This window comes from Streptomyces sp. NPDC030991, assembly GCF_055571235.1.
The window spans coordinates 1-10,525 of the sequence record NZ_JBVIFR010000051.1 but is presented as its reverse complement, the minus strand read 5'-3'; the positions used below and the strand labels follow the sequence as shown (position 1 = coordinate 10,525).

Below are 10,525 nucleotides of genomic sequence, written 5' to 3'. Positions count from 1 at the left end.
ATTCGGTTTCTTCTCCCCCCCCCCCCCCCCCCACTCCCCCCCCCCCCCCCCCCCCCCCCCCTCCCCCCCTCCCCCCCCCCCCCCCCCCCACGTCTGTCCGGAATGAGGGTCAGCGCTGCGACGTGTCGCTGCCGTAGGAACGGCGGGCCGCGTCGGCCGCCTTGTCGGTCTGGGCGTCGTACTTGTCACCCGTCCGCTCATCCACGAGGCGCTCGGCGCTCGAGACACCCTTGTCGGCCTGGTCCGGGTGGCCCTTGGCCATCTCCTTGGCCTTGCTCGCCATGTCTCCCAGCTTGCCCATGAGTACCTCCCGCAAATATCGCGTGCTCCGTACTCAGCAGCAGGTACCCGGCCAGTACGCTCCTACACCAGCCGCCCCGGCCGGGCCCGCGACTGCCCGGAGCGCAGGATCGACGTGCCGGTCTGTCTCATGCTCGTGCTGCCGCCCGTGCGCGGATCCGCGCCGCTCCTTCTTCGAGAGCTTTGCGGCCGCAACGGCGTCGGGGCAGTCAAAACCAGGCGAGCGGTGGGCTGTTCACGAGGATGCCGCCGTCGGGGAGCACGCACTCTCCGTCGTACCTGAGTCGGCTGTATCGGTCGCCCCAGAACCTCTGCGGTGCCGCGGAGCGGCGGTACTTCATCACGTGCCGCCTCGAAGGGGACCTCGCAGCCGCGCCCAAATGGGCCATCTTGCGCCAGGCGGACGTCCATCATCTGGGCTTCGCCTCGCCGGTCCGCGTTCCGCTACGGTCCGCCGGTTGCGGCGGGGAAGCGTCGCTGCGCTGCGGAAAGTCGGACGGCGCGGCGCTGGGCGGCTCAGCGCGTGGCAGGCTGTCGCGAGTCTCCCACGCCGCTCCCACATCTTCTCCACCGACCTGAGCATGGGTTTTTCGCCAACGTTGCAACGGCGTGGCGTACTTGACAGAGCTTCATGATCGTCCGGTGTTACGATCTCGGGCACATGCCACGTGGGCTTTCTCCTCAGCCTGGTTACCGCCAGAGGGCTCTCCGGGGCTGCCCACAGCCGAGGGTTCGCATGGACAGATTCCGAGAGCTGGACTCCAGCCGCTCAAAGAGAGTCACATGACAATTTTGCAGGATCCGACAGTCTGGGCGCTTGCTGCCGGCGTCCCTGTCGCCACCATGGTTGTCGTTCGCCAGAAACGAACGATCAAGGCGTTGCGCGGGCAGAAGCAGGGCCTCGAAAGCGAGCTGGCCGGAGTGCAGGGCAGTCGCGCCGGCCTCCAGTCCACCGTCGAAGAGCTCCGCAGGGGCTACGACGAGGTGGTACGGCAGGCCAAGGAAGAGGCGGAGAACGCCACCAACACCGTACTGAAGTCTGCGATGCAGACCCTCCAGGGCCTCGCGGCGGAGCAGCAACGGGCCATCTCCGGGCTGCAGAAGAAGTACGGCGACTCCGCCGTGCTGCGGGATCTGCTGGACGTCGACCACATGAACAGCCAGTTCAACCGGCGTGCGCAGTCCATCGCTGTGCTGTGCGGCGGGTGGCTCGGCCGGCAGCGGGAAGCGGCGTCGGTCTATGACGTGATCCGCGGGGCTCAGGGCCGTATCCGGCACTACCAGCGCATCGACATCGCCTCGCGGGTGGACTTCGCGGTGACCAGCCGCGCCGTGGAGCCGGTCGCGCTGACCGTGGCCGAACTGCTCGACAACGCCACCAGCTATTCGGCGCCGTCATCCATGGTCGACGTCGAGGTGCGGACGGTGCCCAAGGGCATTTGCATCGTGATCGACGATGCGGGTGTCGGGATGAGCGAGGAAGAGAAGACGAACGCCACGGCTCTGCTGTCCGGTGGGTCCGCGGTGAGCGTCTCCGAGCTCGGCAACCCTCCGGCGTTCGGTTTCGCGGTGATCGGTGCGCTGTGCGCGCGGTTCGGGTTCACGGTCACCATCGACAGCACCTCTCCCTACGGCGGCGTCCGCGCGGTGGTGATGGTGCCCAAGGAGCTGCTGACGGACATGCCGGAACCGGCGAGGCCCACCGCGACGCACGAGGCCAACTCGGGGTCGGGGGACAGCGGTTCGGCCCCCGCGACGACAGCGGACGGGCTGCCCCGGCGACGGAACAAGCGCGCCATGGCACTCGTGCCCGACAACCAGGCCGACGAAGCGACCGCGCCGCCGGCCCGGTCGGCGGAGGCACGGGTGGCGGCCATGGGCGCATTTCAGCGCGGCACTCTCAGCGGCCGAGGTGCGGGGGTACCGGCCGTCGAACGCGACACTCCTGCCGATTCACACGAAGGATTCGATGCCCCGTGAGCGACGACCTGTCCTGGATGCTTGAGGACGCGCTGGCGATCCCCCATGCCCTCCACGCGGTCCTGATCTCTGCCGACGGCCTGCAGATGTCCCGCACGGCGGAGATCGGCCGGGACGACGCCGACAAGGTGGCCGCCGCCGTGAGCGGACTGCAGTCGCTCAGCCGGTCCGTCGGGTTCTTCTGTGGTGACGACGGCACGACCTGGCGCCAGACGCTCATCGAGTTCGACGGTGGGTGGGTGTTCCTGAACGCCGCGGGAGGCGGCTCCTACCTCGCCGTGGCAGCGTCCGCCGAGGTCGACATGGGGGACATCACGTATCGGATGCAGCAGCTGGTCAGCCGACTGGGCAAGGCCATGTCGACCGGCCGCCGCACCGACACGGTCACCTCATGACGGATCCCGACCGCACCGAGCCCGAGCTCGTGTCCGAGGCCGGAGCATTAGTCCGGCCCTACGTCATCACCCGTGGCCGCGACCTGCCCGGCGAGGGCAAGTTCGCCCTCATCACCCTCGTCACGACGGCCGCAGATGAGCAGCAGCGCCCCCAGCGGCTCTCGCCCGAGGAGCAGCAGATCCTGGAGATGTGCTCCAACGGCTACCTCTCGGTCGCTGAGATCGCCGCGCATTCCCAGCAGCCTCTGGGTGTCGTCAAGGTGCTGCTCAGTTCCCTCGCCGAGGGGGGCTATCTGGTCACCCGTGCGCCGGTGCCCTCGGCTCGTCTCGCCAACAAGTCCTTGCTTCAGGAGGTGCTCGATGGCCTCAAGGCTCTCTCTGTCTGAGGACGCCTACGTGCGCAGCGGTGCACAGCAGACCGCGGTGAAGATCCTCGTCGTCGGGCACTTCGCCGTCGGCAAGACCACTCTCATCGGCTCGCTCTCCGAGATCGCGCCGTTGTCCACCGAGGAGCAGATGACGAGCCTCTCGGAGAACGTCGACGACCTCAAGGGAGTGCAGGGGAAGACCACGACCACGGTCGCCCTGGACTTCGGTCGCCTGACCCTCAGCGAGCGCGTCGTGCTGTACCTGTTCGGGTCACCGGGCCAGCAGCGGTTCGTCAATCTGTGGGACGACATGGCCCGCGGAGCGCTGGGCGCCCTGGTCCTGGTGGACCCGGAGCGGCTGGCCGACAGTTTCGAGGTCATGGATCTGGTCGAGAGCTACGGGCTCGACTTCGCCGTGGCCATCAACCAGTTCGACGGCAGCACGGTACACACTCCGGACGCGGTCCGGGAGGCGCTCGACCTGCTGCCCGACACCCCGGTCGTCACCATCGACGCGCGCGACAAAGCGTCGTCCGTCAACGCCCTGATCACCATGGTCCGCTATCTGCAGAAGCGCGCCGCCCTGGAGCACGCATGACAACCCCTCTCGTACCCCCGCCCGGCTGCCCCGCTCACGGCAGTGGGCAGCGCATACCCCTGGACACACCGGAGTTCGCTGCGAACCCGCACGCGTACTACCGCTACATGCACCAGCTCGGCCCGACGGCGCCGGTCACCATCGCGCCCGGCGTGGAGGCGACCCTGGTGACCGACTACAGCGCCGCTCTCGAGCTGTTGCAGGACCCGACCACCTTCCGCAAGGACTCACGCCGCTGGCGTGCGCTGAACGAGGGCCTCATCCGCCCCGACAGCCCGGTCCTGCCGTTGCTGGCCTACCGGCCGAACTGCATGTTCACCGACGGCGCCGCCCACGTGCGGCTGCGGCAGGCCATCACCGAGAGCTTCGCCCGTGTCAGCAACGGCCGGCTGAGCCGCATCGTCAACCAGGCCGCCCAGTTCCTCATCAACCAGTTCAGCGCCCGCGGCTCGGCCGACCTGCTCAGGGACTACGCGCAGCAACTCCCCCTGTACGTCTTCAACGAGCTCTTCGGATGCCCGGCGGAGATCGGCGACCGGGTCCTGTTCGGCATCTCCGGCATGTTCGACGGGGTCAACGCCGAGCAGGCCAGCCAGGTCCTGTTGCAGGCGGTCAGCGAGCTGGTGGCGCTCAAGCGCGCCCAGCCCGGGGAGGACATCACGTCCTACCTGATGCAGCACTCGGCGCAGTTGACCGACGAGGAGTTGGCGCACACGCTGGTGCTGCTCCTCGGGGCGGGCGGCGAGCCGGAGGGCAACCTCATCGGCAACGCCTTCTACACGATGCTGACCAACGAGACGTATACGCGCAACGGGCAGTTCGACAAGGCCCTGGACGACACCCTGTGGCGCAACGCGCCCATGTCCAACTACGCGCCGCACTACCCGGTCGCCGACACGGACGTGGCCGGCGACAAGGTCCGCGCCGGCGAGCTGGTCCTGGTGAGCTTCGGTGCCGCCAACACGGCGCTCGCGGACCAGGGAGCCGACACGCGGGGTCACCTCGCCTGGAGCTCGGGCCCGCACGCCTGCCCGTCCAAGGAACCGGCCAGGCTCATCGCGCTGACCGGCCTGGAGGCGCTGTTCAACGCGCTGCCGGACGTTGAACTCGCGGTCCCCGCGGACAGCCTCGCCTGGCGGCCAGGCCCCTTCAACCGGGCCCTGGCCAGCCTGCCCGTCCGCTTCGGTGCGGTCACCCCGCGCCCCGCGGCGCAGCCCGAGCCGGCGTCCGCGCCCCCTCGCGACCAGGCGCACGCTCCCGTCGCACCCGCGCCCGCGACACCGCAGGCCGGCGGCAAGGCGGGACGCTGGAGCAGCTTCCGGAAGTGGCTGACGGGCCAGTAGTCGCCACACCCCCTGTGACGCAGGCGACACAGGCAGTTGTTGTAGCCTGCATGAAAGATCAACTACGAGGGTAGGACAGCGCGGAGTGTCTGGAGTGACACGAGATGAAGGAGAGGCAGTGAACCTCGCAACCTCCGCGCCCCGTTCCGCAGGTAACCGGCCGGGTCAACGACGCACCACCTCCAGCAGGAAGGACCCGTGCGGGGGCGGTGACCCCGACAAGGCGCGGGGCCGAATACCCGTCGTATGTGGCGGATCGGCCTTTGTCTCTCCCCTGGTTGGCGGAGCACGTCGCCGTACTTCCGCTGCCAGCAGACGCTTCTCGCGCCATGACGTGCGAGGGACGCGATGACACCCCTGCCGGAGGCCGGCATACCGGCGGCCGAGCCCGGTGGAACAACCCTCGGCGATCACACGCTCGGTCAACTGCGGCGCCTGGGCGCCATGGTGGGGCTGAGCGAGGCGGACACCACGTTGTACGGACAGGTCCTGCTCGACTCCCTCGCGGGTGCCGCCCGGCGGCCGTTGTCGCTGCCCCCGGCGTCGCCCAGCTTCCTCTCCGACGACCACACCCCCGTCGAGTTCTCCCTCGCGAGCACGTCGGACGCCGCCCCGGCGCTGCGGGTGCTCGTGGAGCCCGGGTGGGCCCATGAGGACATGAGCGACAGCGGCCGCGCGGGGCTCGACGCCATCCGCGCGATGGCCGCCCGCTGGAACTTCTCCACCGACCAACTCGACGCCCTGGAAGACTTGTTCTTCCCCACCGCGGCCGAGGGACCACTTTCACTGTGGTACGCGCTCGACCTGCGTGCGGGAGGGGTCCCCGGCGTCAAGGTCTATCTGAACCCCTCCGCCGCCGGACCCGAGCACGCCGCACGCACCGTGCGGGAGGCGCTGCGCCGACTCGGCTACGGCAAGGCCTTCGCCCACCTTCCCCCCGCGGCGGGTTATCCGTTCCTCGCACTGGATCTGGGCGCCTGGAAGTCACCTCGCGTCAAGGTCTATGTGAAGCACTCGCGTATGTCGGCCGACGACGCCTGCGCGCTCAGCCGTCCCTCCGGGGCCGCGGCGGCAGACATCCGCTGCTTCTTCCACGCGGCCGCCGGCTCCCTTCCACCGTCCGGGCAGGACGGGGACGGAACGCCGCGGCTTCTGCGGCGGTCTGCGCTCACCTGCCACTCCTTCACCGAAGGCGACAGCGACCCGAGCGGCTTCACGCTCCACATCCCCGTCCGTGACTACGTGCGCGACGACGAGGAGGCCCTCGCCCGGGCCGCCGCTCTGCTGACCCGGTTCGGCATGGACCCCGAGGTCCTGAGCCGGAGCCTGCGCGCTCTCACGCGGCGACAGCTCGCCGATGGTGTGGGGCTGATCGCCTACCTCGCTCTCGTGTACGAGCGCAACCGGCAGCCCCGCATCACCGCCTATCTCTCCTCCGAGGCCTACCTGATCCGGCCGCCGCAGGAGCAGTACGCGCACCTCGGCCTTCTGCCCGCACAACGACCCCAGAGCGCTCTGAACCCCGGGCGCGAGGCCGCCGGTCACGCCAGTCCACACACCGCACAAAAGGAAGTCACGTGGAGCCATACCGCATCAAAGTTGTAGAGCCGATCGCGTTCACCACCCGGGCGGAGCGCGAGGCCGCGCTGAAGCGGGTCGCCTACAACCCCTTCGATCTGCGTGCCGACGAAGTCACCATCGACCTGCTGAGCGACTCGGGGACCGGCGCCATCTCCGCGGACCAGCTCGCCGCGGGCATGCAGGGCGACGAGTCCTACGCCGGCAGCCGCAGCTACTACCGGTGGCACGAGGTCGTCTCCGAGCTCACCGGCTACCCCCACATCCTGCCGGCACACCAGGGCCGTGCCGCCGAGCGCATCCTGTTCTCCTCGCTGCTCAGGCCCGGCACGAGCGTGCTGTCCAACACCCACTTCGACACCACCCGCGCCAACGTCGAACTGACCGGCTGCCAGGCCTACGACCTGCCCTGTGCCGAGGCGAAGGACCTCGACAGCGACTACCCGTTCAAGGGCAACATCGACCTGTTCGCCCTCGAACAGGCGCTGGAGAACGCGCATCAGGCGCCCGTGGCGGCCGTGCTGATGACCATCACCAACAATGGTGGCGGCGGCCAGCCGGTCAGCATGGAGAACCTGCACCGGACCGCCGAACTGTGCCGCCGCCACGATGTACCCCTGATCCTGGATGCCGCGCGTTTCGCGGAGAACGCCTGGCTGGTGACGCAACGCGAACCCGGTTACGCCCACCGCACCCCCCGCCAGGTCGCCGAGGAAGCCTTCCGCCTCGCGGACGGCTGCGTCATGAGCGCGAAGAAGGACGGCATCGTCCACATCGGCGGCTTCATCGGTCTGAAGAACCCCGACCTCGCCGAGAGGTGCGCGGGCCTGCTCATCGCCACCGAGGGGTTCACCACCTACGGCGGCCTGGCCGGCCGTGACCTCGACATGATGGCCCGCGGACTCGTGGAGGTCACCGAACCGGCCTACCTCGCCGAACGCGCCGACATAGCCGGCCACCTCGCCGCGCGCATCCGCGAGGCCGGGGTCGACATCGTGGAGCCGGCAGGTCTGCACGCCCTCTACGTCAACGCCGGGCGGCTTCTGCCCCACATCCCCCCGCATCAGTACCCGGGGACCGCGCTGGTCTGTGAGCTGTATCTGCGCGGAGGCATCCGCTCCGCGGAGCTGGGCAGCCTGTACCTCGGGGAAGAGGACGAACAAGGCAACCCGGTCAAGACCGCACCGTATGAACTCGTGCGGCTCGCGCTTCCCCGACGGGTCTACACCCGCAGCCACTACGACCATGTCGCCGCCACCCTGGCCGACATAGCCAAGAACCCCGAATCGGTGCGCGGCTACCGCATCGTGGGCCAGTCGCCGATCCTGCGCCACTTCAGCATCAGGCTGGAGCCCGTGCAGTCCGCCGGCTGATCACTGCTCGACGCGCCGGGCAAGAGCGAGGCCAGCGGCGCCGGTTCTCTCCTCTCCAGGGAGGTCGGCGCCGTCCTCGCCGCTGCGGCCGGGTGACGGGCGGCCGGAGTGGCCCAGCCGTCCTTCCGCGGCCGGAGCCGCTCCTCAGCTCTTCCGCATCCTGATCAGCCGCCCCTCGGCGGTGCCGATGACCAGGTCACCGTCCGGGCCCGCGCTCAGGCAGGTCGGTGTATAGACGTGCCCGCCGAGGGTCAGTGGTTCGCGCCGGACCACCGTGCCCGCTACGGCCCGCAGTGTGAGCAGCTCGCGGGCCCCGGTCACGGCGTGGACGAGACCGCCGTGCACATCGAGCCCGGTGATCCGAGCGTCGAAGCGGTGCGCCCAGACCGCGGCGCCGTCCGGGTAGGAGCGGCGTACGAGATACGTGTCGTCGCTCGTCGTACACGTGTGGACCAGTCCCGGCCCGGCGTCGTCGTCGACGTACACGGCCGGTCCGCCGTCCAGGCGACGGCCCAAGGAGTCGTCCCAGGCGAACTGGAACAACCGCTCGATGCCGTCGGGGCCGGCCCGCACGACCCACTTCTCCAGCGCTTCGGGCCGCACATCGGTGTCGCCGACGCCGTAGAGGAAGAGCAGATGGGGCGAGCGCCCGACCGGGAAGTCGTAGCCACTGCTGCTCTCCCCCAGCGCCAGGGTGGCCAGTTGCCGCCCGGTCGGCGTGAGCACGACGCTCTCGTACGGGGGCCATCGTGCGCCGGGGAACAGTTCCCTGGAGTCCCGGGCCACCCAGGCGCCGTCCGTACGTGCTGCGATGGCCACGGGGAAGCCGAGCCGGAGTTCGGTCAGTTGAGCACCGTCGGCGAGAGCGAACCGGCACAGTCGGGTGCGCCGGTTGTCACTGGTGCCGACGAGGACCGTGATCCAGACGCTCTCCCCGTCGGGGGTCACGTACCAGCGACAGCCGCTGCGCTCGAAGGTGTCCTCCGGTTCCGGCACGGACCACTGCAGGGTGCCGTCCGGGGACCAGCACTCCAGGAGGGGGCCGCCGCTCCGTGCCGCGGCGAGCACACGGCCGTCCCGCAGAGTCTCCACCAGGGCCGTCCCGGTCCGCCGGGTCCAGACGAGGCCCCGCTCGGCGGCCGTGGCGGCGAGAAACTCGTGGGGCCGGCGGATGTGCGGTCCGTCGGCAGTGGGCCAGTCGTTCTCCACGGGCACCTGCGGCCAGGAGACGAGCGCCGCCAGCCGGTCCGCCGTGACGGCGTTCCAGTCGTCGCACTCGGCGACGGCTCGCGTGTACGTCTCCCGGCCCTCGTCCTCGTCATCGATCAGCGGCCGTGCGAACGTCACCTCCAGGCGGCTCGCGTCCCGCCAGCGCAGATCACCGATGCTTCCTCCGGCGACGACCACGTCGGTGCGGCGCCGAACCTCCGGCTCGTACAGATGGAGCCCGCCCCGGCGGTCGAACCCGTCGTCGGAATCCTCCGTGCCGACGGCGAGCACGGGCAGGACCGGATGGAAGGCGAGCGCCTCGACGCCGCACTCCAGCACGAGCTGGTCCCACAGAGCGAGATCACTCGACCGGTAGACGGCGATCCGGCCCCGTTCGCCCCGGCCTCCCGGCGTGCAACTCACGGCGATCCAGCGGCCGTCCGCACTCACGTCGGTGGTGAACGGATGGCCGATCTCGGGGAACGGGTCGTCGGGTACCAGGCGCATCACAGGAGCCTATCGGCGCCCCCGCGGGTGTCCGTGGGCGCCCGGGGTCACGCGCTGCGCAGGCAGGAGCAGGTGGCCGAAGCAGCAGATCCCGGAGCACGAGTACGCGATCTGCTCCCCGTGCACAAACTGGAGAGTCACGGCGCACGTATTGGTGCGCCTGGGTCACGGATCGCGGCCTACGCTCGTCGACGAGTGGTCCTCGGTCTGCATCTGCGGGTCGGAGATCCGACGTGGGGCACTCACCGGGAAGGCCCCGCCCACCTGGGCGGGAGCCGCGTCCTGCCGGGGGCATGGAGAACACGCAAGTCGCAGTTGACCACGAGAGCCGCAGGGCTCCTGCCAAGGGGGAACAGAAGACATGCGCATGAACAAGAAGATCGCGGCCACTGTCTCGGCACTGGCCATGAGCACGGGGCTACTGGCCATGTCCGGAGCTGCCACCACCGCCGGCGCCGCGGACGGCTGCAGCACCGGCGTGGTCACCGGGACCGCTCGTTCGGCGGGGGGAGCCAAGGGACAGCTCTTCGAGCTGAGGTACAACGGCTCCGGGAACAACACCTGTGCCTGGGGGCGGGTCACCAACGGCTCTGTCGGCATGCACGTCTGGGTGGACCGCAGCCACGACGGCGGCCGGACCTGGGAGCCGCAGTTGGGCTGGCGGAGGGTCGACTCGGGAACCAGCGTCCACACTGAGGCGTGGAGGGACGCCAACGGCTCCTTGATGCGAGCCTGCGGCGACTCCGGCGACGGCACGGCTATCACCTGCACCGGGTGGTACTAGGTGTATTGCCCTGTGAGGTTGGGGACGCGGCTGGCGGGTGGTTTGCCTGCGAGTGCGGTGTGTCCGCGGTGGTGATTGTAGGTGTGGAGC

Annotated in this window: 10 protein-coding genes; 8 read left to right on the top strand and 2 right to left on the bottom strand. The window is 69.7% G+C overall.

Going from position 1 to position 10,525, the window contains the following annotated elements; genetic code table 11:
* Positions 1-109: 109 nt before the first annotated feature.
* Positions 110-301: an antitoxin gene (locus ACZ45E_RS39735; RefSeq protein ID WP_468231412.1), complete on the bottom strand. Its 192-nt coding sequence runs from the start codon at positions 299-301 to the stop codon at positions 110-112.
* 782 nt (positions 302-1,083) lie between these two features.
* Between ACZ45E_RS39735 and ACZ45E_RS39730 the strand changes: the two genes are divergently transcribed.
* The 7 genes from ACZ45E_RS39730 (at position 1,084) to ACZ45E_RS39700 (ending at position 7,935) form a co-directional block, all read left to right on the top strand.
* On the top strand, positions 1,084-2,280 hold the full coding sequence (locus tag ACZ45E_RS39730; RefSeq protein WP_468231409.1) for an ATP-binding protein: 1,197 nt from the start codon (positions 1,084-1,086) through the stop codon (positions 2,278-2,280).
* A complete protein-coding gene (locus ACZ45E_RS39725; protein WP_160509868.1) occupies positions 2,277-2,675 on the top strand; it encodes a roadblock/LC7 domain-containing protein in 399 nt (132 codons plus the stop codon). The genes ACZ45E_RS39730 and ACZ45E_RS39725 overlap by 4 nt, the downstream gene beginning before the upstream one ends.
* On the top strand, positions 2,672-3,061 hold the full coding sequence (locus ACZ45E_RS39720) for a DUF742 domain-containing protein (protein ID WP_468231408.1): 390 nt from the start codon (positions 2,672-2,674) through the stop codon (positions 3,059-3,061). The genes ACZ45E_RS39725 and ACZ45E_RS39720 overlap by 4 nt, the downstream gene beginning before the upstream one ends.
* A complete protein-coding gene (locus ACZ45E_RS39715) occupies positions 3,036-3,641 on the top strand; it encodes a GTP-binding protein (protein WP_468231406.1) in 606 nt (201 codons plus the stop codon). Before ACZ45E_RS39720 ends, ACZ45E_RS39715 begins: the two co-directional genes overlap by 26 nt.
* Positions 3,638-4,984, top strand: coding sequence for a cytochrome P450 (locus ACZ45E_RS39710; protein ID WP_468231403.1), 1,347 nt, complete (start codon positions 3,638-3,640; stop codon positions 4,982-4,984). Before ACZ45E_RS39715 ends, ACZ45E_RS39710 begins: the two co-directional genes overlap by 4 nt.
* 348 nt (positions 4,985-5,332) lie before the next feature.
* Positions 5,333-6,589, top strand: a complete 1,257-nt coding sequence (locus ACZ45E_RS39705; RefSeq protein WP_468231401.1) for a tryptophan dimethylallyltransferase family protein — start codon at positions 5,333-5,335, stop codon at positions 6,587-6,589.
* Positions 6,562-7,935, top strand: coding sequence for a tryptophanase (locus ACZ45E_RS39700; RefSeq protein WP_468231398.1), 1,374 nt, complete (start codon positions 6,562-6,564; stop codon positions 7,933-7,935). The genes ACZ45E_RS39705 and ACZ45E_RS39700 overlap by 28 nt, the downstream gene beginning before the upstream one ends.
* A 144-nt stretch (positions 7,936-8,079) precedes the next feature.
* Here ACZ45E_RS39700 and ACZ45E_RS39695 read toward each other — a convergent pair whose 3' ends face one another.
* Positions 8,080-9,651, bottom strand: coding sequence for a hypothetical protein (locus tag ACZ45E_RS39695; RefSeq protein WP_468231397.1), 1,572 nt, complete (start codon positions 9,649-9,651; stop codon positions 8,080-8,082).
* A gap of 367 nt (positions 9,652-10,018) precedes the next feature.
* Between ACZ45E_RS39695 and ACZ45E_RS39690 the strand changes: the two genes are divergently transcribed.
* On the top strand, positions 10,019-10,435 hold the full coding sequence (locus ACZ45E_RS39690) for a glycosyl hydrolase (RefSeq protein ID WP_468231395.1): 417 nt from the start codon (positions 10,019-10,021) through the stop codon (positions 10,433-10,435).
* The last annotated feature ends 90 nt before the right edge of the window (positions 10,436-10,525 follow it).

Bases quoted from the DNA above. Each gene is read 5' to 3' on its own strand.
- ACZ45E_RS39705 (WP_468231401.1), top strand. From the start codon at position 5,333: ATGACACCCCTGCCGGAGGCCGGCATACCGGCGGCCGAGCCCGGTGGA.
- ACZ45E_RS39690 (WP_468231395.1), top strand. From the start codon at position 10,019: ATGAACAAGAAGATCGCGGCCACTGTCTCGGCACTGGCCATGAGCACG.
- ACZ45E_RS39695 (WP_468231397.1), bottom strand. From the start codon at position 9,651: ATGCGCCTGGTACCCGACGACCCGTTCCCCGAGATCGGCCATCCGTTC.
- ACZ45E_RS39730 (WP_468231409.1), top strand. From the start codon at position 1,084: ATGACAATTTTGCAGGATCCGACAGTCTGGGCGCTTGCTGCCGGCGTC.
- ACZ45E_RS39710 (WP_468231403.1), top strand. From the start codon at position 3,638: ATGACAACCCCTCTCGTACCCCCGCCCGGCTGCCCCGCTCACGGCAGT.
- ACZ45E_RS39720 (WP_468231408.1), top strand. From the start codon at position 2,672: ATGACGGATCCCGACCGCACCGAGCCCGAGCTCGTGTCCGAGGCCGGA.
- ACZ45E_RS39715 (WP_468231406.1), top strand. From the start codon at position 3,036: ATGGCCTCAAGGCTCTCTCTGTCTGAGGACGCCTACGTGCGCAGCGGT.
- ACZ45E_RS39735 (WP_468231412.1), bottom strand. From the start codon at position 301: ATGGGCAAGCTGGGAGACATGGCGAGCAAGGCCAAGGAGATGGCCAAG.